The sequence below is a fragment of the Sphaerotilus montanus genome (assembly GCF_013410775.1).
In the GTDB taxonomy this organism is placed as follows: Bacteria; Pseudomonadota; Gammaproteobacteria; order Burkholderiales; family Burkholderiaceae_C; genus Sphaerotilus; species Sphaerotilus montanus.
The window spans coordinates 2,541,659-2,566,417 of sequence record NZ_JACCFH010000001.1; the positions used below are offsets into that span (position 1 = coordinate 2,541,659).

The window sequence follows — 24,759 nt, forward strand, 5'->3', positions numbered from 1 at the left end:
CCCAGGCCCGAGCGCTTCACAGCGGACGGTTCTTGTCAGGATCCGGTGCCCGCCGCTGCGGCGCGAGCAGCACCAGGCTCACCAGTGGCCACAGCAGGCTCTCGAAGACCGGTGACAGCAGCACGGGCCAGCCCGGGAAGTCGCCGCCGGAGGCCATGCGCAGCAGCAGCGAGGTGAGGTGTGCGGCGGCAAACAGCGGCAGCACGTGCACGGCCTGGGTCGGTGCCGTGAACCAGAGCAGACGGCGGTGGATCGTGATGGCGAAGTAGCTCACCAGCGTGTAGGCCATGGCGTGCTGGCCGAGCAGGCCGCCCTGGTGCACATCCATCAGCAGGCCGAACACGAACGCCGCGCCGACGCCGACCCGGCGCGGCTGGTGCACGTTCCAGAACACGAGGGCGAGCGCGATGAAGTCGGGCATGGCCGGCTGGCGCCCGATCGGCACCAGGTTCAGGGCCAGTGCGACGAGCAGCGTGGCCCACATGAACCACGGGTTCACCGGCAGCAGCAGTTGATCGGCCGAACGGGGCATCATGGCGTCACGGCCCTCACTCCTTGTCCTTGCGCACGGCCTTGGCCCCGGGTTTGGCGGCCGGGCTGTCCTTGCCGTGGACCGGCAGTGCGGCGTCGGCCGGGGTCGGCTTGGGGAGTTGCTGGGTGCTCATGGGTTCGAGCACCAGCACATGCCGCACGCTGTCCGGCTTGGTGGCCGGTGTCAGGGCGATCTTGGCGAAATCGGACTGGGTCCGCCGGTCCAGCCGGCTCACCTTCGCGACGGGCATGCCCGGCGGGTACACCCCGTCCAGTCCGGAGGTCTGCAGGATGTCGCCGACCTGCACGTCGGCGTTGGCTGCGACGAAACGCAGCTCCATGCTGTCCACCGACGGGTCGCCGAAGGCGACACCGCGCAGGCCGGTGCGGATGTTGTGGACCGGGATGGCCGCGTTCTCGTCGATCACCAGGGTCACTTCCGCGGTCATGGGGTAGACCCGCGTCACCTGTCCCAGCACGCCCAGTTCGTTGATGACTGGCGAGCCGTGTTGCACGCCCTGGCTGCTGCCGCGGTCGATGATGATCTTGCGGGTGTAGGGATCGGGTGCGTCATAGAGCACTTCCGCGGCCCGTGTGCGCACGGACAGCCGCGCACGCAGTTCCAGCAACGCGCGCAGCCGGGCGTTTTCCTGCAGCAGCTGGTCGGCCTGCAGCGAGCGCTCGGCCTGGCGGGTGAGTTCCGCACGGGCGCGCTCGGTGGTCTGCTGGGCCTGGGCGATGCCGGAGAGGTAGTCGCCGACCGAGCCTGCGCCGCGCACCGGCACGAGCAGCGCCCGCTCGATCGGGTTGAGCAGCACGGCGGCGGCGGTGCGCAGCGGCGTGGTCAGCCCGACCCGGCTGTCCGCCGCCATCAGCAGCACCGACAGCGAGGCGAAGAACAGCAGCCGCGACAGGGCCGACGGGCCCTGGCGGAAGAACGGTGGTGGAGAACGGTCCAGGGTGCCCAGTGGCATGTCAGCAGGCGCCAACCACGACCGTGGACGTCACGGTCACTCCGACGTGAAGATCGAACCGAGGCGCTCCATGCGTTCCAGTGCCATGCCGCATCCGCGCACGACGCAGGACAGCGGATCTTCGGCGATCAGCACCGGCAGGCCGGTTTCCTCGGCGAGCAGGCGGTCGAGATCACGCAGCAGCGCGCCACCGCCGGTCAGCATCATGCCGCGGTCGGCGATGTCGGCGCCGAGTTCGGGCGGGGTCTGCTCCAGGGCTTTCTTGACGGAGGAGACGATCTGGTTGAGCGGGTCGGTCAGGGCTTCGAGGATCTCGTTGCTGGAGACCGTGAAGCTGCGCGGCACGCCTTCGCTCAGGTTGCGGCCCTTGACTTCCATCTCCTTGATCTCGGAGCCGGGGAAGGCCGAGCCGATTTCCTTCTTGATGGCCTCGGCGGTGGGCTCGCCGATCAGCATGCCGTAGTTGCGGCGGATGTAGTTGATGATGGCTTCGTCGAACTTGTCGCCGCCGACGCGCACCGAGCCCTTGTAGACCATGCCGCCGAGCGAGATGACGCCCACCTCGGTCGTGCCGCCGCCGATGTCCACGACCATCGAGCCCGAGGCTTCCGACACCGGCATGCCGGCGCCGATCGCAGCGGCCATCGGTTCCTCGATCAGGTAGACCTCCGAGGCACCGGCGCCGAGCGCCGATTCACGGATCGCGCGGCGCTCTACCTGGGTCGAGCCGCAGGGCACGCAGATGATGATGCGTGGGCTCGGCCGCAGCAGCGAGCGCGGGTGCACCATCTTGATGAACTGCTTGAGCATCTGCTCGGTGACGGTGAAGTCGGCGATCACGCCGTCCTTCATCGGGCGGATGGCCTCGATGTTGCCCGGCACCTTGCCGAGCATGGCCTTGGCCTCGGCGCCGACCGCCTGGATGGTCTTCTTGCCGTGCGGGCCGCCCTCATGGCGAATGGCCACCACCGAGGGCTCGTTCAGCACGATGCCCGTGCCTCGAACGTAGATCAGGGTATTGGCGGTGCCGAGGTCGATCGCGAGATCGGTAGAGAAATATCGACGCAACGATCCGAACATGGTGAACTCGTAAGCATCCCGACAGCCGACGTGGACTGCTGGTGAGCGTGACTGGACTGGAAATTCGGGGCCCGCCAACCGATGGCATGTCGTGGTGCGACGCAGCAATCAGTTGATCCAGAACCGACGGGTACATGAACAAAGGGCGGGTGATAATACCCCATGGCTTGCGGCGTGACCTTGTCCACACCGGGCCTGCCACTCCATGTCGGCGTCTGATGACCTCCCATGTAGGGGTCTTATCTGCGCCCAGTGCGCCCAATTCATTTCATAGTTCACACAAATGGCACTCACGCCCCAGGATGTGAGCCGCATTGCCAATCTGGCGCGGCTTGAACTGAGCGAGGCCGAGCAGGCGAGTCTGCTGGGCGAGCTCAATGGCTTCTTCGACATCGTCGAGCGCATGCGTGCGGTCGACACCACCGGCGTGGCTCCGCTGTACACCCCGCTGTCGGCGGTGCAGGACGTCGTGCTGCGCCTGCGCGAGGACGCCGTGACCGAGCCCGACAACCGGGCCGCCAACCAGAAGAGCGCCCCGGCCGTCGAAGGCGGGCTGTTCCTGGTGCCGCGCGTGATCGAATGAGTGCGAGTGAAACTGCCATGACCCTGTCGACTTCCCCCCTGCACGCCCTGGGCGTGGCCGACCTCTCGCGCTTGCTCGACCAGAAGCAGGTCTCCAGCGTCGAGCTGACCCGCCACCTGCTGGACCGCGTGGAGTCCCACGCCGCGCTGGGTGCCTTCCTGTCGGTCGACGCCGATGTCGCGCTGGCCCAGGCCGCCGCGGCCGATGCCTGGCGCGCCCGCGGCGTGTCCGGCGCCGGCCACACGTTGCTGGGCGTGCCGATCGCGCACAAGGACATCTTCGTCACCCGCGACTTCCCGAGCACCGCCGGCTCGAAGATGCTCGACGGCTACCGCAGCCCGTTCGATGCGACCGTGGTCAGCCGGCTGGCGTCGGCCGGCGCGGTGACGCTGGGCAAGCTCAACTGCGACGAGTTCGCGATGGGCGGCTCGAACGAGAACTCGGCCTACACCCCGGCCCGCAACCCGTGGAACACCGACCGCATTCCCGGCGGCTCGTCCGGCGGCAGCGCGGTCGCGGTCGCGGCCCGGCTGATCCCGGCGGCCACCGGCACCGACACTGGCGGCTCCGTGCGCCAGCCGGCGTCGCTGACCGGCATCACCGGCATCAAGCCGACCTACGGCCGCTGCTCGCGCTACGGGATGATCGCCTTCGCGTCCAGTCTCGACCAGGCCGGCCCGATGGCGCGCTCGGCGCTCGACTGCGCCCACCTGCTGCAGGCCATGAGCGGCTTCGATCCGCGCGACGCCACCAGCGCCGAGCAGCCCGTGCCCGACTTCGTCGCCGCGACCACCACGCTGCGCGAAGGCGCGACCGCGGAGCATCCACTCGCCGGCCTGCGCATCGGTCTGCCCAAGGAATTCTTTGGTGAGGGCGTGTCGGCCGACGTGCTGGCCGCGACCCGCGCCGCGCTGGCCGAACTGGAGAAGCTGGGCGCCACGCTGGTCGAGGTCAGCCTGCCGCGCACCGAGCTGTCGATCCCCGTGTACTACATCATTGCCCCGGCCGAGGCCAGCTCGAACCTGAGCCGCTTCGACGGCGTGCGCTACGGCCACCGGGCAGCGCAGTACAAGGATCTGAATGACATGTACCGCAAGAGCCGCAGCGAAGGCTTCGGCACCGAGGTGAAGCGCCGGATCATGATCGGCGCCTACGTGCTCTCGCACGGCTACTACGATGCCTACTACCTGCAGGCCCAGAAGCTGCGCCGCATGATCGCCGACGACTTCCAGGCCGCGTTCACGCAGTGCGACCTGATCGCCGGCCCGGTGTCGCCCAACGTGGCGCGCCCGATCGGCAGCCAGACCGACCCGGTGGCCGAGTACCTGGCCGACATCTTCACCTTGCCGGCCTCGCTGGCCGGGCTGCCGGGCATCAGCGTGCCGGCCGGCTTCGGCGCGGGCGGTCTGCCGGTGGGCTTGCAACTGATCGGCAACTACTGGCAGGAAGGCGCGCTGCTGCACGCGGGCCATGCGCTGCAGCAGGCCACCGACTGGCACCAGCAGGCGCCCGCCGGCTACTGAATGCCAAGGCCCGTCAGCGGGCCTTGCCCAGCGCGTCGACCATCGCCTTGATGGCCGACATCTGCGGTCCCGCCTTCCACGCATAGGTCGGCCCCGTGTAGCCGAACCAGTCCCAGCAGCCCTGCGGATTGAACGGCACCGTCGAGGCGTTGACCTGCGGATAGAGCACCAGCATGCGGTTGTTCTCGGCCCATTCGTTGTAGCCGGTGTCGGCGATGAAGTTCTTGCCGACCTTCTCCGCCGACTGCGCGCAGCCGTGGATCGCGACGTGGACCTTGCAGGTCTGGCCGGCATCGCACGAAGGCGGCACGTACAGGAACGCCTCCTCCGCCATGCCGGTTCCAGCCGGTGCATAGGCGCGCTGGTTGAACGTCACCATGCGGCCGGCCAGGCTGCTGGCCTTGGGCTCCAGCTTGCCGTGGATGTGCGCCAGCAAGGCGCCGGACTGGTCGTAGCCCTGGCCGTTGATCTCGCAGTGGCTGATGTAGGGCGTGGCGTTGGCGTCGCAGGCGTTGCCGAAGGTCGGCGTGATCACCGCATGTCCGGCGGGCACCTTGTTGACGTAGACCAGCTGGCTGGCGGGAACGCCGACCTGCTGGAAGAACGACACCGTGGCATTGACGGCCGGCTGCTTGACCACCGTGTCGCGCGTGCCGCTGAATACATAGACACGGCGCTTCTTCAGGTTGCCCAGCTTGTCGATCTGGCCGGTGGCCTCGAATTGCCGGGCTGCGTTCGCCATCAGGGTGGCGTTGGGGTAGACCAGCATCATCTGGCCCATGCAGATGCCGGTGTAGGCCATGTTGCCTGCGGCGCAGTAGTACGGACCACCGGCGATGATGCCGGCGCCCTTGAAGGTGGCGGAGTAGGCCACCTGCAACTGCGCGGCCATGAACGCACCCGATGACAGACCCGAGACCGAGAGCTCGGTGCGGTCGATCTGGAACCGGGGCAGTGGCTGGGGGGCTGTCCCGGAGGCGCGGGCGGTCGTGCCGGACAGCGCGGCGGCCAGCAGGAGGGCGGGGACGAAGAAACGGTGGCTCTGCATGGGGAACTCCTGACGTGGAGAATGCGAAAAACCGGAAATCGGCGTCCGTCTAGCGTAACCTGTCATGCTGCGCTGCAACATGAAGACGTCGCGCCCGAGCCACATCCGGCAGCCATCCTGCGGGCGGACCGTATGATGCGCGCCCCCTCGATCTTCGCCTCGCGTCCGCCCATGTCAGCCATCCCCCAGTTCTGCGCGATTGATTTCGGCACCTCGAATTCGGCGGTCGCCGTGCCCCGCAACGGCGAGATGGTGCTGGTGCCGCTGGAGGAGGGCGCCACCACCATGCCGACCGCCACGTTCTACCTTGGCGAGGGGCCGGACCTGCAGAATCTGCCGCGGCTGGTCGGCCGTGCCGCAGTGGCGGCCTATGTCGAGGGCACCGAAGGGCGCCTGATGCGCTCGATGAAGAGCGTGCTGGGCTCGGCGCTGATGGCCCAGCACACCGATGTCGGTGGTGGCCGTTCCGTCAGCTTCGCCGAGGTGATCGCCAGCTATCTGCGCCACCTCAAGCGCTGCGCCGAGGCCCACGCCGGCCATGCGCTGACCGCCGTGGTGATGGGCCGCCCGGTGTTCTTCGTCGACGACGACCCGGTGCGCGATGCACAGGCGCAGGCCTCGCTGGAGGAGGCGGCGCGGGCCGCCGGCTTCGAGGAGGTCCGGTTCCAGTTCGAGCCGCTGGCGGCGGCGTTCGACTACGAGTCGCGCATCGATACCGACCAGCTGGTGCTGGTTGCCGACATCGGCGGTGGCACCTCCGACTTCTCGATCGTGCAGGTCGGACCGGGTCGCCGGGACCGCGTGGACCGGCATGGCGACGTGCTCGGCCACCACGGCATCCACATTGCTGGCACCGATTTCGACCGGCGCATCGAGCTGTGCAGCATCCTCAGCGAATTCGGTTTTGGTGCCATGGGGCCGTCGATCGGCGGACAGCCGGCGCGCGAGGTGCCCAGCCGCGTCTACCACGACCTGGCGACCTGGCACCTCATCAACAGCGTCTACCGGCCGCAGCGCGTGCAGGAGTTGCGCGCGATGAAGATCAACTACGGCGATCTGCGCCACCACACCCGGCTGATGAGGGTGGTGAACGACCACCTGGGCCACGACCTGCTCGGCCGCGCCGAGATGGCCAAGATCGCGTCGGCCGCCGGCGATGAAGCCTGCATCGACCTGCGGCTGGTGGAGCGCGGGCTGTCCGTGACGATGTCGCCCGCGCAGGCGCAGCGGGCCCTGGACGACGACATCGGCCGCATTGCCGCGGCCGCCCTCGACACGGTGCGTCTGGCCGGTCTGCAGACCGATCAGATCGATGCGCTGTACTTCACCGGCGGCTCGACCGGCCTGCACCAGCTCACCGACCGGCTGGCCGCCGCGTTCCCCCGGGCGAAGGCCTTGCAGGGCGAGCGGCTCGCCAGCGTGGCCAGCGGGCTCGGTCTGGATGCCCGGCGCCGTTTCGGGCGCTGAGCGACTCGATACGCGGTCAGAGCGCGCGCTGGGAGCGGGCTGGCGCGGAAGCCTGCGGGGCCGGCATGGACGGCGCGGCTTCATGCGCGCGCCGGTCCGGCCGTGGCGGTGGCGGGGCCATGTCGCGCGGTGGTGCCGGCAGCGGTGCCGGTGTCGCATTGCCCCAGCGCGGCTGGCGCTGCTCCCGTGGCTCTGGCGCCATCGGTGGCGCAGGTGTCCGCCACTGGCGCGGTGGCGGTTCGACCAGGATCGGTGCCGGCACCACGATCACGCGGGGTGGTGGGGAGAGCGGCGGCGGCGTGTCCCACGACGGGGCGGCTTGCCAGTGCCGGGGGCGCCGGTCGGCCCAGTCGTCCTCCGGTGGCGGACGGTCGTTGCCGGACGGTGTCATGGCCCAGGCTGCAAAGGCATCGGCCTGCGGGAAGCTGATCTGCCACTGGCCGTTCCGGTCGCGCTCGGCCCGGCGCCCGGGCGGCAGCAGCAGCGTGCCTTCGTCGTTCTCGATGCGCAGTGCACTGCGCCAGGCGGTGGCGCTGCCCGCGTCGGGCAGGTTGCGCCGGTCCGGGGCATCGATGCGGAACAGGCCTGCGCCGTGCGGCTGGTGCCGGCCGACGGGCGTGTCCACCTGCCAGCGCCAGGCGGTTTCGGGCTGGCGCAGGTCCAGCACCAGGCCGCCCCGGTCCAGGTCCAGCTCGACCGCCTCCGGATCCAGGCGGCGCAGCACCAGTTCGCTCTTCTCGTCGAGTTTCAGCCGGTTCGGGCCGAACCCGATCACCAGACGGCTGTTCCAGCCGGTCTGCAGCCGATCGCCTTCGCGGATGCCGACCAGCCGCAGCCGGGTACTCTCGCCGATCTCGATCAGATCGCCGTCCGCGCGTTGCAGCCGCAGGCGGCCTTCCAGCCGGGTGATGGTGCCGGCCCGGTGGCCGTTGTCCTGGTGCCATGCGGGGCTTTCGGCCTGTACCGGCGTGCTGACGCCCAGCAGCGGCGTCGAGACCATCAGGGCCGCGATCAGCAGTGATACCGGCCCCCGAGGGGTCGAGCGGTGCAGACGCAGAAACATGGCGGACTCCGTGGACAGTGCGAATGGATCTGCAACGGATCAACCCCGGTCATGGACGACGTGGGCGGGTGCTGCCGGCGCAGTCCGATAACCCCGCCGTGCTTGAATCGAGAAAAACGGACGTCCGTTGCCACCTTTTCCGGCGGCCGTGCGGGCCTGTTATGGCCGCTGCGGCCCGAAGGTTTGTCAAAGTTCACGAATCGGGGCGGGCTGGCTCAGCCGGTGATCTTGGCGCGCCGCAGAGTGGCAAAGCCTAAGTGCTTCATTTGTATGGCTTTTTTCCAATTCCTGTGAAAGTGGATGCAGGGGCTATCTAAGTACTTGATTTCATTGGCTATTCCCCTATGGCTTTCTTGACCCCCCCGCAATTTCTCCGCTACAGTGGGAGATCGTGTTGATTTGTGGGTATTCGTGGCCGGTTTTCATTTCCAGGGGACTTCAGCGCTCGCGCTGGACGCCAAGGGGCGCCTGAGCGTTCCCGCGCGCCAGCGAGACGTGCTGCGTGCGATCCCGGAAGACCGCCTGACGCTCACGCGGCATCCCGATGGATGCCTGATGGTGTTTCCTCGAACGGTCTGGGATGCGTTCCGCGCCCGCCTCGAGTCGCTGCCGCTGTCGGCCAGTGGCTGGAAGCGCCTTCTGCTCGGCAGCGCCATGGATGTCGATCTGGACAGTGCTTCCCGCGTGCTGATTTCCCCGGAGTTGCGCGCCGCCGCCGCGCTCGGTCGCGAGGTGCTGCTCATCGGCATGGGCCAGCACCTCGAACTCTGGGATGTGCAACGTCATTCGGCGGCCGAGGCCGCCCTTCTGCAGCAGCCCGTGCCAGCGCTGCTGCAGGACTTCAGTTTCTGATTCCCCCTCCATGGTCCAAGACGACGCAGTACCCCGACAGCACCGCACCGTGCTGCTTCATGAAGCAGTGGACGCGCTGGTACACCGACCGGACGGCACCTACGTGGACGGCACGTTCGGTCGTGGCGGCCATTCGCGCCTGATCCTGTCGCGGCTGTCGCCCGAGGGCCGCCTGCTGGCGATCGACCGCGACCCGGAGGCCGTGGCCCACGCGACGCAGGGCGAGTCCGGCATCGCCGACCCGCGCTTCTCGATCGACCACAACCGGTTCGCCGACTATCCGGCCGTGATGGCCCGCCACGGCGTGGCGCAGCTGGACGGCCTGCTGCTCGACATCGGTGTCTCCTCGCCGCAGATCGATGACCCTGCGCGCGGCTTCAGCTTCCGCCACGATGGCCCGCTCGACATGCGGATGGACCCGACCCGCGGCCAGAGTGCCGCCGAGTTTCTCGCCACCGCACCCAAGGAGCGCATCGCCGAGGTCGTGCGCGACTACGGCGAGGAGCGCTTCGCCCCGGCCATCGCACGTGCCGTGGTGGCGCGGCGCGAGGCGGGCCACGTCCTGCAGCGCACCAGCGAACTGGCCGAGCTGCTCGCCAGCGTGGTGCGCACCCGCGAGCGTGGCCAGGATCCGGCCACGCGCACCTTCCAGGCGCTGCGCATCCTCGTCAACGGCGAGCTGGACGAACTGGAGCAGGCGCTGGAGGCCTCGCTGGCCGCGCTCAAGCCGGGCGGGCGGCTGGCGGTGATCAGCTTCCATTCGCTCGAAGACCGCATCGTCAAGACCTTCATCAACCGCCACTCGCGCGAGGAGTTCGACCGGCGCGCGCCGTTTGCCGAACCCAAGCCGGCGCTGTTCAACGCGCTGGCCCGCATCAAGCCGTCCGACGAGGAAGTCAGCGGCAATGGCCGCTCGCGCTCGGCGGTGCTGCGGGTGGCCGAGCGAACCGACGTCGCGCTGCCGCCGGTGTGGACGCGCCCATGACCCGTCTGAACATCCTGCTGCTGCTGGCGGTCATCGCCAGCGCGCTCTATCTGGTCCAGGTGTCCTACGAGACCCGGCGCCAGTTCATCACCCTGGAGCGTGAGCGCAACCAGTCGCAGCGGCTCGAACAGGATGCCGAGAAGCTGCGCGTGCTGCTGCGCACCCAGGCGACGCATCTGCGCGTCGAGCAGATGGCCCGCGAGCGCCTGCAGATGACGGCCGCCTCGCCCGCCGTGACCCAGTACCTCACGGCGGATGGTGCGGTGTCTGCCGCCGCGCCGTCCGCTGCTGCTTCGAAAGGCCGTCCATGAAGCTCCCCGGAAAGGACGCGCTGCGCGAACGACTGGCCGCGCGCAAGTCCGCGCCCCAGGGCGCCAGGTACGCCTCCAGCCCGCTGCTGGCCGCCAAGACACCGATCTGGCGCTCGCGCTTGCTCGTGGTGGGCGTGGGGCTGACCTTCTGCCTGCTGATCGGGCGCGCGGTCTACATCCAGGTGGTCAACCAGGACTTCTTCCAGCAGCAGGGCGAGAGCCGCTACCAGCGCACCTTCGAACTGCAGGCCAGCCGCGGCCGCATCACCGACCGCACGGGGCAGGTGCTGGCCGCCAGCGTGCCGGCGCAGTCGATCTGGGTCATTCCCAAGGATTTCCAGGCAACGCCCGCCCAGCAGCAGGCGCTGTCCAGGCTGCTGGGCATGGCGCCGGGCGAGCTGGGCAGCCGGCTCAAGGAAAACCAGAACTTCGTCTGGCTCCGCCGCCTGGTGGATGACGGTGTGGCCGCGCAGATCAAGGCACTGGCGCTCAAGGGCGTGCACCAGCAGCGCGAGTACCGCCGCGAGTACCCGGAGGGCGAGGCGGTGGCGCACCTGGTGGGCTTCACCAACATCGAGCAGACCGGCCAGGAGGGGATCGAACTGGCCTTCCAGAAGGATCTGGACGGCCGCAACGGCAGCCGCAGCGTCGTGCGCGACCGGCTGGGCAACGTGATCGAGGACATCGGCGACCGGATCGAGCCGGCAGACGGGCACGACATCGCGCTGTCGATCGACACCAAGATCCAGTTCGTCGCCTACCAGCGCCTGCGCGATGCGGTGATGCTGCACAAGGCCAAGGCCGGCAGCGCCGTGGTGCTGGACGTGCAGACCGGTGAAGTGCTGGCACTGGCGAACTACCCGAGCTACATCCCCGGAGACCGCCAGACCCGCACCGGCGCCAATCTGCGCAACCGGGCGCTGACCGACACCTTCGAGCCCGGCTCGACCATGAAACCCTTCATCACCGCGCTGGCGATGCAGACGGGCCGTGTCAAGCCGACCACCATCATCCAGACCGCGCCGGGCAGCATCACCATCACCGGCTCGACCATCCGCGACTCGCACCCGCACGGTGCGCTCACGGTGCAGCAGGTGCTGCAGAAGTCGAGCAATGTCGGCACGGTCAGGATGGCCATGCAGATGCAGCCGCGCGAGATGTGGGAGGTCTTCCACGCCGTCGGCTTCGGACAGAAGCCGCCGCTGGCCTTCCCTGGCCTGGCCACCGGGCGGCTGCGTCCCTACAAGAGCTGGCGCCCGATCGAGCAGGCGACGATGAGCTACGGCTACGGCCTGTCCACGTCGCTGTTCCAGCTGGCACGTGCCTACAGCGTGTTTGCCCGGGATGGGGATCTGGTTCCGGTGTCGCTGCTCAAGCAGAACGGACCGGTGCCGGGTGAATCGGTGTTCCGGCCCGAGGTCGTGCGTGAAGTGCGCACCATGCTGAACATGGCCGCTGGCGAGGGCGGCACGGCGCCCAAGGCACAGGCCGTCGGCTATTCGGTCGGCGGCAAGACGGGCACGGCCCACAAGCAGGACGGTGCCAGCTACGCCAGCAACAAGTACCGCGCCTGGTTCGTCGGCATGGCGCCGGTCCACACGCCGCGCATCATCGTCGCCGTCATGGTGGATGAGCCGAGCAACGGCACCTACTTCGGCGGCGATGTGGCCGCGCCGGTGTTCAGCCAGGTGGTGCAGCAGACACTGCGCGTGATGGGGGTGCCGCCGGATCTGGAGATCAAGCCGCAGATCATTGCCCGTGCCCAGGCGGCCAAGGCCGAAGAGGAGTCGTTCTGATGGGCCGCACTGCACAGTTGCCGGACCTGCCGGCGGTGCTGGACTGGCTGCGCGGGCTGGCCCCGGGCGCCGCGCTGCGCACCGACAGCCGCCAGGTGCGGGCCGGCGACCTCTTCATCGCGTGGCCTGGCTACGCACAGGATGGTCGGGTCCATGTGGCGGCGGCGCTCGCGGCGGGGGCGGTGGCCTGTCTGGTCGAGGCCGACGGGGTCGAGGCCTTCGGTTTCGACGATGCGCGCATCGCGGCCGTTCCCGGGCTGAAGCCGCAGACGGCTGCACTGGCGGACGCCTGGCACGGCCAGCCGAGCGCGGCGCTGTCCGTCATCGCCACCACCGGCACCAACGGCAAGACCTCCACCGCCTGGTGGACTGCGCAGGCGCTGAGCCTGTCCGGCCGGCGCTGCGGCGTGGTCGGCACGCTGGGCGTGGGCGAGCCGCCGAGCCGCGTGGCGCCCGAGGCCCGCGTCGTGGCCACCGGCCTGACCACGCCCGACCCGGTCACCTTGCACCGCGGCCTGCGCGACTTCGTCGACCGCGGCTTCTCGGCCTGCGTGATGGAGGCCTCGTCGATCGGCGTGGCCGAGCACCGGCTGGACGCGGTGCGCATCCAGGTGGCGCTCTACACCAACTTCACGCCCGACCACCTCGACTACCACGGCAGCATGGCCGCCTACTGGCAGGCCAAGCGGGCGCTGTTCGACTGGCCGGGTCTGCGCGCCGCCGTGGTCAATCTCGACGACCCGCAGGGCGCCCTGCTGGCGGAAGAACTCGCGGCACGCGGTGACCTGGACGTCTGGACCTATGCCCTGCAGCCGCGCGCCACCCCGGCACGGTTGCAGGCGCTGGACCTGCACTACGAGGCCGACGGGCTGTGTTTCACCGTGCAGGAAGGCGGCGAGGCGGTGCCGGTGCGCACCGGGCTGATCGGCGACTACAACGTCGCCAACGTGCTCGCCGTGTTCGGCGGGCTGCGGGCGCTGGGTCTGTCGCTGGCCGGGATCGCGCCGCTGGCGGCCGACTTCACGCCGGTGCCGGGGCGCATGCAGCGTGTCGAGGTGCCCGCCAGCGCGGGCCCGCTGCCGCAGGTGGTCGTCGATTACGCCCACACGCCCGACGCGCTCGACAAGGCCTTGCAGGCGCTGCGGCCGTTCGCGGTGGCGCGGGGCGGGCGGCTGTGGTGCGTGTTCGGCTGCGGTGGCAACCGCGACGCCGGCAAGCGCCCGGTGATGGGCCGCATCGCGCAGACACTGGCCGACGAGGTGGTGATCACCAGCGACAACCCGCGCCACGAGGTGCCCGCCACCATCCTGGCGCAGATTGCTGCTGGTTGCGTGCCCTCGCCCCATCTGCGTGTCCTGGAGGACCGCGCGACCGCCATCGCACGCGCGCTCGCCGAGGCCGGACCGGCCGATGTCGTGCTCATCGCCGGCAAGGGCCACGAGGATTATCAGGAGACGGCAGGCGCGAAGCGCTTTTTTTCAGATCTGGGCGAGGCGGCCACTGCGCTACAACGCCGTGTGTCCCACCGCTCCTGACCCCCTGATGATGTTCCACGAATTCATGACCCTGGGCGAGGCCCACGCCCTGGTGGCGGCACGTCTGCCCGGCACGCGGCTGGTCGGCGATCCGGCCACGGCGCTGCAGCGCGTTCACACCGACACCCGCAGCCTGCGCGCGGGCGACCTGTTCGTCGCGCTGCGCGGCGAGCGCTTCGACGCCCACAGCTTCCTGCCGCAGGCGGGGGCCGCCGGTGCCGTGGCCGCCATCGCCGAGCGTGGACTGGCCGAGGCCGGACTGGCCGGACTGGAAGTGCCCGACACGCTGCGCGCGCTGCAGGCGCTGGCCGAGGGCTGGCGCACCAGCCTGACACTGCCGCTGATCGCGGTGACCGGCAGCAACGGCAAGACCACCGTGACGCAGATGGTCGCGTCCATCCTGCGCACTGCCCATGGCGACGCCGCCCACGCCACCGCCGGCAACCTGAACAACCACATCGGCGTGCCGCTGACGGTGCTGGGCCTGCGCCGCCACCACCGCATCGCGGTGATCGAGCTGGGCATGAACCACCCCGGCGAGATCGCCGAACTGGCGCGCATCGCGCAGCCGACGGTCGCGCTGGTGAACAACGCGCAGCGCGAGCATCTCGAATTCATGAAGACCGTGGAAGCGGTGGCGCGCGAGAACGGCGCGGTGATCGCGTCGCTGCCGGCCGACGGCGTGGCCGTGTTCCCGGCCGACGACGACTACACGCCGCTGTGGCGCACCCTGGCGGGCGCACGGCCGGTGTCCACCTTCGCGCTCGACGCCGGCACGGGGGCGACGCTCACCGCGCAGGCCGACTGGCAGGGTGACCACTGGGATGCCCGTCTGCAGACACCGGCGGGCGCGCTGGTACTGGCGCTGGCCGTGGCGGGTCAGCACAACGTGCGCAATGCGCTGGCGGCGGCGGGGTGCGCCCTGGCGGCGGGTGTGCCGGCCGAGGCGGTGCGCGACGGGCTGGCGGCCTTCGAGCCGGTCAAGGGCCGCTCGCAGGTGCAGCGCCTCGACTGGCGCGGCCGCACGATCACCCTGGTTGACGACAGCTACAACGCCAATCCCGACTCGGTGCGGGCCGCCATCGACGTGCTGGCCGCGCTGCCCGGGCCGCGCTGGCTGGTGCTGGGCGACATGGGCGAGGTCGGCGACCAGGGGCCGGAGTTCCATTCTGAAGTCGGCCGCTACGCCTCGGAAAAAGGCATCGATTGCGTCTGGACCGCAGGCATACTCGCGGCCCACGCCGCGCAGGCCATCGTGCCGCCGACCGTGGTGCAGCACCATGCCGACGCAGCCGCCCTCGTGGCGGCGATGCGGACCGAGGGCGCTGCGCTGCCCGAGGCGCAGTCGGTGCTGGTCAAGGGTTCGCGCTTCATGAAGATGGAACAGGTGGTCGCCGAGCTCAAGGGCGGGCGGACCAGCCCAGGAGAACAACATGCTCATTAGCCTCGCACAGTGGTTGCAGGGCCTTTATCCCGAGAGCCTCGGCTTCCTGCGGGTCTTCCAGTACATCACCTTCCGGGCCGTGATGGCGGCGATGACGTCGCTGCTGATCGGGCTGGCCTTCGGGCCGTGGGTGATCCGCCGACTCACCGAGCTGAAGATCGGCCAGCCGATCCGCGAATACGGCGTGCAGGCCCACATCGTCAAGCGCGGCACGCCGACCATGGGCGGCGTGCTGATCCTGCTGGCGATCGCCATCTCGACGCTGCTCTGGTTCGACTGGAGCAACCGCTTCGTCTGGATCGTGATGATCGTGACGATGGGCTTCGGCGCCATCGGCTGGGTCGACGACTGGCGCAAGGTGGTGCAGAAGAACCCCGAGGGCATGGCGTCCGGCGAGAAGTACCTGTGGCAATCGCTGATCGGGCTGGTCGCGGCGCTCTACCTCGCGTTCAGCGTGTCGGAGACCTCCAACCTGCGCGTGCTGGAGCTGTTCATGCGCTGGGTGCTGTCGGGCTTCTCGAACGACCTGCCGCCCAAGGCCGACCTGATCGTGCCGTTCTTCAAGACGGTGAGCTACCCGCTGGGTGTGTTCGGCTTCATCTTCCTGACCTACTTCGTCATCGTCGGCACGAGCAACGCGGTCAACCTGACCGACGGGCTGGACGGGCTGGCGATCATGCCGGTGGTGCTGGTCGGCTCGGCGCTCGGCCTGTTCGCCTATGCGACCGGCAGCTCGGTCTTCTCGAAGTACCTGTTCCTGCCGCACATCCCCGGCGCGGGCGAGCTGTCGATCTTCTGCGCGGCACTGGCCGGGGCCGGGCTGGCCTTCCTCTGGTTCAACGCCCACCCGGCGCAGGTCTTCATGGGCGATGTCGGCGCGCTGGCGCTGGGCGGCGCGCTGGGCACCATCGCGGTGATCGTGCGCCAGGAGATCGTGCTGGGCATCATGGGCGGCATCTTCGTGGTCGAGGCGCTCTCGGTCATGGTCCAGGTCAGCTGGTTCAAGTACACCAAGAAGCGCACCGGCACCGGCAGGCGCATCCTGCTGATGGCGCCGCTGCACCACCATTTCGAGAAGAAGGGCTGGATCGAGACGCAGGTGGTGATCCGCTTCTGGATCATCACGATGCTGCTGTGCCTCGTGGGCCTGTCCACCCTGAAGCTGCGCTGAGCTGTTCCGGCGCACGGAAACGAAGATGAATGCACTGAAGGACTTGTCGCTGCTGGTCCTGGGTCTGGGTGACTCGGGACTCGCGATGGCGCGCTGGGCGCAGCGCTGTGGCGCGGCGCGCATCGTGGTCGCCGACACGCGTGAGGCGCCGCCGAAGCAGGCGGCGCTGGCCAGCGAAGTGCCGGAGGCCGAGTTCCACGGCGGGCCGCTCGCGCTGTCGCTGCTGGACGGCGTGGCGCTGGTGCTCAAGAGCCCGGGTCTGTCGCCGCTGGATCCGGCGATCGCGCCGCTGCTGGACGCGGCGCGCGCACGCGGCACGGCGGTGCAGGGCGAGCTGTCGCTGTTCGCGCTGGCGCTGAAGGACCTGCAGGCCGCGCAAGGCTACGCGCCCAAGGTCATCGCCATCACTGGCACCAACGGCAAGACCACCACCACCTCGCTGACCGCGCAGCTCGCCGAGCGCGCCGGGCTGCGCGTGGCGATGGCCGGCAACATCGGCCCGACGCTGATGGACACGCTGACCGCGGCGCTGGAGGCCGGTGCCGACGCGCTGCCCGAGGTCTGGGTGCTCGAACTCTCCAGCTTCCAGCTCGACGGCGTCACTGGTTTCAACCCGACCGCCGCCACCGTGCTCAACGTGACGCAGGACCACCTCGACTGGCACGGCTCGATGGCCGCCTACGCCGAGGCCAAGGCGCGCATCTTCGGGCCGGACACCGTGCGGGTGATCAACGCCGACGACGCGCTGGTCGAAGCGATGGCACCGAAGGAGCCTGCGGCGAACGTGGTGCGTTTCGGGCTGGACGTTCCGCGCCGCGTGGGCGACTGGGGGCTGGTGGTGGAGAGCGGCATGGCGTGGCTGGTGCGCGCGCAGGCGGCGGATGACACGCCGGTCAAGGTGCGCCGGGGCGCGGTGGCGCCGCCGGTCGAGACCACGCTGCAGCGGCTGATGCCGGCCGACGCGCTGCGCATCCGGGGCCGCCACAACGCCGCCAACGCGCTGGCCGCGCTGGCACTGGCCACCGCGGCGGGCGTGCCGCTGGCGCCGATGCTGCACGGCCTGCGCGAATACCGCGGCGAGCCGCACCGTGTCGAGTTCGTCGCGACGATCGACGGCATCGATGCCTACGACGACAGCAAGGGCACCAACGTCGGCGCCACCGTGGCGGCGCTGACCGGCCTCGGCGCCGACCGCGCGCCCGCGAAGCTGGTTGTCCTCCTGGGCGGCGACGGCAAGGGCCAGGACTTCACGCCGCTGGCCGTCCCGGTCGAGCGCCACGCCCGTGCGGTCGCGCTGATCGGCCGCGACGCCGCCGCGATCGGCCGCGTGCTGCAGGATGTGGCCGTGCCGATGCAGACCTTCTCCACGCTCGAAGACGCCACCCGCTGGTGCTACACCCAGGCCCGCGCCGGCGACGCCGTGCTGCTCAGCCCCGCGTGCGCCAGCCTCGACATGTTCCGCAACTACGCCCACCGCGCCGAGGTCTTCATCGACACCGTGCACGCGCTGGCCAGCGAACACGGGGAGCTGGGCGCATGAGCGCGAACGCACGGGGCCGGCTCGGCGACTGGTGGAGCCGCCGCACGCGCGCCGACGTGCCGGTGCGCAACTGGACCGCGATCTCCTCCGGCACGCCCACGCGCTGGGTCGGCTTCGACGAGACGCTGGCCTGGGTCATCGCGGGTTTGCTCTCGCTCGGGCTGGTGATGGTGTATTCGGCCTCGATCCAGCTGCCGGACAACCCGAAGTACGTCAACTACACGTCCAGCTACTTCCTGATGCGCCACATCCTGTCGATCACGCTGGCCATCGTGGCCGCGTGCGCGACGCTGGCCATCCCCATGCGGACCTGGGAAAAGATGGCGCCGTGGCTGTTCGTGGCGGCGCTGCTGCTGCTGGTCATGGTGCTGATCCCGGGCATCGGGCGGGTCGTGAACCGCTCGCGGCGCTGGATTCCGCTCGGGGTGATGAACTTCCAGCCCAGCGAACTCGCCAAGCTCGCCATGGCCATGTACGCCGCCAACTACATGGTGCGCAAGATGGACGTGAAGGAGAGCTTCACCCGCGCCGTGCTGCCGATGGCGATCGCGCTGGGCGTGATCGGGCTGCTGCTGCTGGCCGAGCCCGACATGGGCGCCTTCATCGTCATCGCGCTGATCGCGGTCGGCATCCTGTTCCTGGGCGGCGTGAACGGCAAGGTGTTCGCGATCATGATCGCCACGCTGCTGGGTGCATTGCTGTCGATCATCTGGCTGTCGCCGATCCGCTGGGAGCGCATCAAGGCGTTCTGGAATCCGTGGGACGAAGCCAACGCGATGGGCAAGGCCTACCAGCTCACCCATTCGCTGATCGCCTTCGGCCGTGGCGAGGTGTTCGGTCAGGGGCTGGGCCAGTCGGTCGAGAAGCTGCACTACCTGCCCGAAGCCCACACCGACTTCCTGCTGGCCATCATCGGCGAGGAACTGGGCCTGATCGGCGTGCTGGCGGTGATCCTGGCGTTCTTCTGGATGGTGCGCCGCATCTTCATCATCGGGCGCCAGGCCATCGCGCTGGACCGGGTCTTCTCCGGACTGACCACGCAGGGCATCGGCCTGTGGGTTGGCGGGCAGTCCTTCATCAACATGGGCGTGAACCTGGGCGTGCTGCCGACCAAGGGGCTGACGCTGCCGCTGCTGAGCTACGGCGGCTCGGCCATCATCCTGACCTGCGTGGCGCTGGCCGTGGTGCTGCGGGTGGACATGGAAAACCGCCAGATCCTGCGCGGCGGAGGCAGCCGTGAGCGCTGAGCCGACCCCGCGCCGTCTCGTGGTCATGGCCGCCGGAACGGGCGGCCACATCATGCCGGGGCTGGCGGTTGCGCGCGAGCTGCAGGCGCGCGGCTGGCAGGTGAGCTGGCTGGGCACGTCGCATGGCATGGAGAACCGGTTGGTCCCGCCGTCCGGCCTGCCGATGGACACGATCGACTTCGCCGGCCTGCGCGGCAAGGGCGCATTCGGCGCGCTGCGCGGCGGCGTGCAACTCCTGAAGGCGCTGGTCGCCTGCCGCGGCATCCTGAAGCGCCGACAGGCCGATGCCGTGCTGGGCATGGGCGGCTATGTCTGTTTCCCCGGCGGGCTGGTGGCGCACTGGCTGAAGCGCCCGCTGGTGCTGGTCAATGCGGATGCGGGGCTGCTGCTGTCGAACCGCTCGCTGCTGAAGTTCGCCGACCGGGTCGCCTTCGGCTTCGACGGCGAGGCGGCGCGTTCGGTGCCGCAGGGCATCGTGACCGGCAACCCGGTGCGCGCCGAGATCGAGGCCATCGCGCCACCGGCACAGCGTTTCGCGGGCCGCACCGGGCCGCTGCGCGTGCTGGTCGTCGGTGGCAGCCTGGGGGCGCAGGTGCTCAACGAGACGCTGCCGCGGGCGCTGGCGCGGCTGTCGGCGGCCGAGCGTCCCGTCGTCACCCACCAGACCGGTCTGGCGCACCACGAGAAGGTGCGCGCCGCCTATGCGCAGGCCGGGCTGCTCGACCTCGACCACGGCTCGGCCGGTGTCGAGGTCGTGCCCTTCATCGACGACATGGCGCGCCGGCTGGCCGACTGCGACCTGATCGTCTGCCGCGCGGGCGCGGTGACGGTCAGCGAGCTGTGCGCGGCGGGGGTCCCCTCGGTATTGGTGCCGCTGGTCGTGAGCACGACGGCCCACCAGCGCGACAATGCGCAGTGGATGGCGCAGCACGACGCCGGCCTCCACCTGCCGCAGACCGAGCTGACGCCCGAGCGGCTGGCCGACCTGCTGCGCCACCTCGACCGGCCCCGCCTGCTGCGGATGGCGGAGCAGGCCCGCGCGCTGGCGCTGCCGCACGCCGCGCAGCGCGTGGCCGACGAGATCGAACAACTCACCCAGACCTCCACCCGGACTTCATGAAACACGCGGTCAAGCACATCCATTTCGTCGGCGTCGGTGGCGCCGGCATGAGCGGCATCGCCGAGATCCTGCACAACCTGGGCTACGTGGTGTCCGGCTCCGACCAGTCGGATGGCGCCGTGACGCGCCGGCTGGCCGAACTCGGCATCCGCATCCACGTCGGCCACGACGCCGCGCACATCGCCGGCGCGCAGGCGGTGGTGACCTCGACCGCCGTGAAGGGCGACAACCCCGAAGTGATCGCCGCCCGGGCGCAGCGCATCCCGGTGGTGCCGCGCGCGGTGATGCTGGCCGAGCTGATGCGCCTGAAGCAGGGCATCGCCATCGCCGGCACCCACGGCAAGACGACCACCACCTCGCTGGTCACCAGCGTGCTGGCCGAGGCCGGTGTCGATCCGACCTTCGTCATCGGCGGCAAGCTGAACGCGGCCGGGGCGAACTCGGCGCTCGGCTCGGGCGACTACATCGTCGTCGAGGCGGACGAATCGGACGCGTCCTTCCTCAACCTGCTGCCCATCCTGGCCGTCGTCACCAACATCGACGCCGACCACATGGACACCTACGGCCACGACTTCGCCCGGCTGAAGGCGGCCTTCGTCGATTTCCTGCACAAGATGCCGTTCTACGGCGCGGCCGTGCTGTGCAGCGACGATCCTGGCGTGCGCTCGATCATGCCGATGATCTCCCGCCCGGTGATTACCTACGGGCTGGGCGAGGACGCGCAGGTGCGTGCCGTGGACGTGCAGGCGCTGCCCGGCGGCCAGATGCGCTTCACCTGCCAGCGCCGCAACGGCGAGGCGCTGGCTGACCTGCACATCACGCTCAACCTGCCCGGCGAGCACAACGTGCGCAACGCGCTGGCGGCGATTGCCATCGCCACCGAACTGGAGCTGCCGGATGCGCCCATCGCGGCTGCGCTGGCGAAGTTCAGCGGTGTGGGGCGTCGCTTCCAGCGCTGGGGCGACCACCCGGCCAGCCACGGTGGCAGCTTCACGCTGATCGACGACTACGGCCACCACCCGGTCGAGATGGCCGCGACGATCGCCGCCGCGCGCGGCGCCTTCCCGGGCCAGCGCCTCGTGCTGGCCTTCCAGCCGCACCGCTACACCCGCACCCGCGACTGCTTCGAGGACTTCGTCAAGGTGCTCGGCACCGCGGACGCCGTGCTGCTGACCGAGGTCTACTCGGCCGGCGAATCGCCCATCGTCGCGGCCGATGGCCGGGCGCTGGTGCGCGCGCTGCGCGTGGCGGGCAAGGTCGATCCGCTGTTCATCGACGACATCGCCGACCTGCCGCAGACCATCGCCGAGCAGGCGCTGGCCGGCGACGTGGTCATCGCGATGGGCGCGGGCACGATCGGCGGCGTGCCGGCGCGTGTGGTGGAACTGGTTGGAGGGCGTGCGTGATGGCCGAGCCGATGAACATCGATCCGCGCAGCCTGGGCAAGGTGGCCGTGCTGCTGGGCGGCACCTCGGCCGAGCGCGAGGTCTCGCTGATGAGCGGCGCGGGCGTGCTGCAGGCGCTGCAGTCGCAAGGGGTCGACGCCCATGCCTTCGACCCGGCCGAGCGCGACCTGCACGAACTCAAGGAGCAGGGCTTCGCGCGCTGTTTCATCGCGCTGCACGGCCGCCACGGCGAGGATGGCTGTGTCCAGGGCGCGCTGGAGATGATGGGCCTCCCGTTCACCGGCTCCGGCGTGATGGCCTCGGCGATCGCGATGGACAAGGTCATGACCAAGCGGGTCTGGCTCGCAGAAGGGCTGCCGACGCCGCGCCACGTCTGGCTCGCGCCGGACCAGCAGGACGTGGCGGCGATTGCCGCCATGCCCGCGCAGCTCGGTTTGCCGCTGATCATCAAGCCGCCGCGCGAGGGCTCGTCGATCGGCGTGACCAAGGTGACGGCGGCGGCGGACCTGCCCGCGGCGGTGGCCGAGTCGCTGCGCTTCGACCCGGACGTGCTCGGCGAGGAGTTCATCCAGGGCGAGGAGATCACCTGCCCGGTGCTGGGCGAGGGCGCCAGTGCCCGTGCGCTGCCCGTCATCCGCATCGTGCCGCCCGAGGCGGGCTACGACTACCAGAACAAGTACTTCACCGACGACGTGCGCTACCTCTGTCCGAGCGGCCTGCCCGAGGCCGAGGAGCGCGAGATCCAGCGCATCGTGCTGGCGGCCTACCGCTCGCTCGGTTGCCGCGGCTGGGGCCGGGCCGACCTGATGATCCGCGCCAGCGACCGCCAGCCTTTCCTGCTGGAGATGAATACCTCGCCCGGCATGACCGGTCACTCGCTGGTGCCGATGTCGGCGCGGGCGGCGGGCATCAGCTACGAGCAGCTCTGCCTGCGGCTGCTGGCCGCGGCCCGCACCGACAGCGCGCGGCCGCAGATGGCCTGACGGGACAGCATGCGCATCCAATCCGCTGCTCCCGCCGCCAGCGCAACCGTGCCGATCGATGTGCGGCTGATGCGTTCGGGCGCCAATGTGCTGCTGGCGCTGGTGCTGCTGGCCGGGCTGGCGGTGCTCGGAGCCCGGCTGGCGCGCTCGCCATGGTTCAACCTGCGCGAGATCCATGTCGAGGGTGAAGTCGCCCACAACACCGCCGCGAGCGTGCGCCAGCACGTCACGCCGCTGCTCACCGGCAGCTACCTCACCATGGACCTGACCCAGGCCCGCACTGCCTTCGAGTCCGTGCCCTGGGTGCGGCGCGCCGAGGTGCGCCGGATCTGGCCGCACGACCTGGTCGTGCGCATCGAGGAACACCGGCCGGTGGCCTACTGGGCCCGCGAGGACACCGACCACCTGCTGGTGAACACCCACGGCGAATTGTTCGAAGTCAACCTCGGCGATGTCGAGGACGACAACCTGCCCACCCTGGCGGGTCCGCGCGGCACGTCGCTGCAGGTGATGACGATGTGGCAGACGCTGCTGCCGGTGCTCGCGCCGCTGCGCCAGCGCGTCGAGCGGGTCATGCTGACCGACCGCGGGTCCTGGCGGGTGGTGCTGGGCCACGGCACGGTGCTGGAACTCGGGCGGGGCGAGTCCGACCAGATCGTCGCTCGCACCCAACGGTTTGTCCAATCGGTCGGACAGATCACCGCCCGCTTCGATCATCGGGCGATCGAGTATGCCGACCTGCGGCACAGTGAAAGTTATGCCCTGAAGCTGGCCGGCATGGGCACGACGCCGGTGGCCGCCCGTGCAGGCAAGGGCCATTGAAGGCGATATGCAAGGAACACGAATGGCCAAGGAATACAACGATCTGGTCGTCGGACTCGATATCGGCACCGCCAAGGTCATGGCGGTGGTGGCCGAGATCCTGCCGGACGGCGAGATGCGTCTTGCCGGGCTCGGCGTGGCGTCCTCGCACGGGCTCAAGCGCGGGGTCGTGGTGAACATCGACGCCACCGTGCAGTCGATCCAGCACGCGCTGAAAGAGGCCGAAATGATGGCCGACTGCAAGATCGGGCGGGTCTACACCGGCATCTCCGGCAGCCACGTGCGTGGCCGCAACTCGACGGGCATGGTCATCGTCCGCGACAAGGAAGTCGGCACGATCGACGTGGCCCGGGTGGTCGAGACGGCCAAAGCCATCAATATTCCGAATGATCAGCGCCTGTTGCTGGTCGAACCGCAGGAATTTGTCATTGATGGCCAGGAAGTGCGCGAGCCGGTGGGCATGAGCGGCGAGCGGCTGGAGGTCCGTGTCCATATCGTGACCGGCGCTTTCAGTGCGGCCGAGAATATCGTCAAGTGCGTGCGGCGCTGCGGCCTGGAGGTCGAGCAACTGGTCCTCAATCCGAGTGCCTCCAGCCTGTCGGTGCTCACGCCGGATGAAAAAGACCTCGGTGTCGTGCTTGTGGATATCGGGGCAGGCACGACGGATGTGGCGATTTTCACGGACGGTGCAATCCGTCATACTGCAGTGATCCCGATTGCGGGGGATTTGATCACCAGTGACATCGCGATGGCCCTGCGCACCCCGACCAAGGATGCCGAGGACGTCAAGATCGAGTTCGGCGTGGCCAAGCAGTTGCTGGCCGATCCGTCCGAGCAGCTCGAAGTGCCGGGTCTGGGGGACCGGGTGCCGCGGGTGCTGAGCCGGCAGGCTCTGGCCGGCGTGATCGAACCGCGGGTAGAAGAGATTTTTTCGCTGGTTCAGCAAGTCATTCGTGACAGTGGCTACGAAGAGTTGCTGTCTTCTGGCATCGTGCTGACCGGCGGTTCGGCAGTGATGCCGGGAATGATCGAATTGGCAGAGGACATATTCCTCAAGCCCGTGCGCCTGGGGATTCCGACGTACAGCGGAGCCCTCCATGACATGGTGGCCAGCCCCCGAGCCTCGACGGCGATGGGTCTGCTTGAGGAAGCGCGTCTGGCGCGCATGCGGGGATTGAGATCGGCACCCTCCGGCGGTACGGCGCAGGGTTTGTTCGGCAAGGCACGGGATTGGTTCTTGAAGAGTTTCTGATGTAATTCAGATCCAAGGAGAGCGGC

22 protein-coding genes are annotated in these 24,759 nt (G+C 69.4%); 17 read left to right on the forward strand and 5 right to left on the reverse strand.

The genetic code is table 11. The features are described from left to right. Positions 1–16 precede the first annotated feature (16 nt). From mreD to BDD16_RS11495, 3 genes are read right to left on the reverse strand one after another with little or no spacing between them, the layout of a single operon-like run. The gene (gene mreD / locus BDD16_RS11485) at positions 17–535 is read right to left on the reverse strand and encodes a rod shape-determining protein MreD (protein WP_179634076.1); all 519 of its coding nucleotides are present in this window, start codon (positions 533–535) and stop codon (positions 17–19) included. Between the two features lie 13 nt (positions 536–548). Continuing rightward, the gene (gene mreC / locus BDD16_RS11490) at positions 549–1,505 is read right to left on the reverse strand and encodes a rod shape-determining protein MreC (RefSeq protein ID WP_179634077.1); all 957 of its coding nucleotides are present in this window, start codon (positions 1,503–1,505) and stop codon (positions 549–551) included. 36 nt (positions 1,506–1,541) lie between these two features. After that, positions 1,542–2,585 (reverse strand): rod shape-determining protein, encoded by a 1,044-nt coding sequence (locus BDD16_RS11495; protein ID WP_179634078.1) that lies wholly within the window; start codon positions 2,583–2,585, stop codon positions 1,542–1,544. Between the two features lie 283 nt (positions 2,586–2,868). Between BDD16_RS11495 and gatC the strand changes: the two genes are divergently transcribed. Beyond that, positions 2,869–3,168, forward strand: a complete 300-nt coding sequence (gatC, locus tag BDD16_RS11500) for an Asp-tRNA(Asn)/Glu-tRNA(Gln) amidotransferase subunit GatC (RefSeq protein WP_179634079.1) — start codon at positions 2,869–2,871, stop codon at positions 3,166–3,168. A 17-nt stretch (positions 3,169–3,185) separates the two neighbouring features. Then, positions 3,186–4,691: an Asp-tRNA(Asn)/Glu-tRNA(Gln) amidotransferase subunit GatA gene (gene gatA, locus BDD16_RS11505; protein WP_179634080.1), complete on the forward strand. Its 1,506-nt coding sequence runs from the start codon at positions 3,186–3,188 to the stop codon at positions 4,689–4,691. 13 nt (positions 4,692–4,704) lie between these two features. Here gatA and BDD16_RS11510 read toward each other — a convergent pair whose 3' ends face one another. After that, positions 4,705–5,739: an extracellular catalytic domain type 2 short-chain-length polyhydroxyalkanoate depolymerase gene (locus tag BDD16_RS11510; RefSeq protein WP_179634081.1), complete on the reverse strand. Its 1,035-nt coding sequence runs from the start codon at positions 5,737–5,739 to the stop codon at positions 4,705–4,707. A gap of 171 nt (positions 5,740–5,910) precedes the next feature. On the opposite strand from BDD16_RS11510, the gene BDD16_RS11515 reads away from it, so the two are divergent. Beyond that, on the forward strand, positions 5,911–7,206 hold the full coding sequence (locus BDD16_RS11515) for an Hsp70 family protein (protein ID WP_179634082.1): 1,296 nt from the start codon (positions 5,911–5,913) through the stop codon (positions 7,204–7,206). A gap of 16 nt (positions 7,207–7,222) precedes the next feature. Here the strand turns inward: BDD16_RS11515 and BDD16_RS11520 are convergent, their stop codons facing one another. Beyond that, positions 7,223–8,269 (reverse strand): FecR family protein, encoded by a 1,047-nt coding sequence (locus BDD16_RS11520; RefSeq protein ID WP_179634083.1) that lies wholly within the window; start codon positions 8,267–8,269, stop codon positions 7,223–7,225. Between the two features lie 411 nt (positions 8,270–8,680). Here BDD16_RS11520 and BDD16_RS11525 point away from each other — a divergent pair, with 411 nt between their 5' ends. The 14 genes from BDD16_RS11525 to ftsA are packed head-to-tail and all read left to right on the forward strand — an operon-like array spanning position 8,681 to position 24,733. Continuing rightward, positions 8,681–9,121 (forward strand): division/cell wall cluster transcriptional repressor MraZ, encoded by a 441-nt coding sequence (locus BDD16_RS11525; RefSeq protein ID WP_179634084.1) that lies wholly within the window; start codon positions 8,681–8,683, stop codon positions 9,119–9,121. A 10-nt stretch (positions 9,122–9,131) separates the two neighbouring features. Further along, a complete protein-coding gene (rsmH, locus tag BDD16_RS11530; RefSeq protein WP_179634085.1) occupies positions 9,132–10,106 on the forward strand; it encodes a 16S rRNA (cytosine(1402)-N(4))-methyltransferase RsmH in 975 nt (324 codons plus the stop codon). Continuing rightward, a complete protein-coding gene (gene ftsL / locus BDD16_RS11535; RefSeq protein ID WP_179634086.1) occupies positions 10,103–10,417 on the forward strand; it encodes a cell division protein FtsL in 315 nt (104 codons plus the stop codon). Before rsmH ends, ftsL begins: the two co-directional genes overlap by 4 nt. After that, positions 10,414–12,213: a peptidoglycan D,D-transpeptidase FtsI family protein gene (locus BDD16_RS11540; protein WP_179634087.1), complete on the forward strand. Its 1,800-nt coding sequence runs from the start codon at positions 10,414–10,416 to the stop codon at positions 12,211–12,213. Before ftsL ends, BDD16_RS11540 begins: the two co-directional genes overlap by 4 nt. Then, entirely contained in the window at positions 12,213–13,748 is a 1,536-nt protein-coding gene (locus BDD16_RS11545; protein ID WP_179634088.1) for a UDP-N-acetylmuramoyl-L-alanyl-D-glutamate--2,6-diaminopimelate ligase, read from the forward strand. Before BDD16_RS11540 ends, BDD16_RS11545 begins: the two co-directional genes overlap by 1 nt. A gap of 10 nt (positions 13,749–13,758) precedes the next feature. After that, positions 13,759–15,192, forward strand: a complete 1,434-nt coding sequence (locus tag BDD16_RS11550) for a UDP-N-acetylmuramoyl-tripeptide--D-alanyl-D-alanine ligase (protein ID WP_246332527.1) — start codon at positions 13,759–13,761, stop codon at positions 15,190–15,192. Continuing rightward, a complete protein-coding gene (mraY, locus tag BDD16_RS11555; protein WP_179634089.1) occupies positions 15,182–16,363 on the forward strand; it encodes a phospho-N-acetylmuramoyl-pentapeptide-transferase in 1,182 nt (393 codons plus the stop codon). Before BDD16_RS11550 ends, mraY begins: the two co-directional genes overlap by 11 nt. A gap of 25 nt (positions 16,364–16,388) precedes the next feature. Continuing rightward, complete coding sequence (gene murD, locus BDD16_RS11560; RefSeq protein WP_179634090.1) at positions 16,389–17,903, forward strand: UDP-N-acetylmuramoyl-L-alanine--D-glutamate ligase; 1,515 nt, start codon at positions 16,389–16,391, stop codon at positions 17,901–17,903. Further along, a complete protein-coding gene (gene ftsW / locus BDD16_RS11565) occupies positions 17,900–19,150 on the forward strand; it encodes a putative lipid II flippase FtsW (protein ID WP_179634091.1) in 1,251 nt (416 codons plus the stop codon). The genes murD and ftsW overlap by 4 nt, the downstream gene beginning before the upstream one ends. 25 nt (positions 19,151–19,175) lie before the next feature. Beyond that, entirely contained in the window at positions 19,176–20,270 is a 1,095-nt protein-coding gene (murG, locus tag BDD16_RS11570) for an undecaprenyldiphospho-muramoylpentapeptide beta-N-acetylglucosaminyltransferase (protein WP_179636119.1), read from the forward strand. Beyond that, a complete protein-coding gene (murC, locus tag BDD16_RS11575; protein ID WP_179634092.1) occupies positions 20,267–21,676 on the forward strand; it encodes a UDP-N-acetylmuramate--L-alanine ligase in 1,410 nt (469 codons plus the stop codon). The genes murG and murC overlap by 4 nt, the downstream gene beginning before the upstream one ends. Further along, positions 21,676–22,659: a D-alanine--D-alanine ligase gene (locus BDD16_RS11580; protein ID WP_375139071.1), complete on the forward strand. Its 984-nt coding sequence runs from the start codon at positions 21,676–21,678 to the stop codon at positions 22,657–22,659. Before murC ends, BDD16_RS11580 begins: the two co-directional genes overlap by 1 nt. Positions 22,660–22,668: 9 nt before the next feature. Beyond that, positions 22,669–23,481, forward strand: coding sequence for a cell division protein FtsQ/DivIB (locus BDD16_RS11585; protein WP_179634093.1), 813 nt, complete (start codon positions 22,669–22,671; stop codon positions 23,479–23,481). A 22-nt stretch (positions 23,482–23,503) separates the two neighbouring features. After that, complete coding sequence (gene ftsA / locus BDD16_RS11590; RefSeq protein ID WP_179634094.1) at positions 23,504–24,733, forward strand: cell division protein FtsA; 1,230 nt, start codon at positions 23,504–23,506, stop codon at positions 24,731–24,733. Positions 24,734–24,759 lie beyond the last annotated feature (26 nt).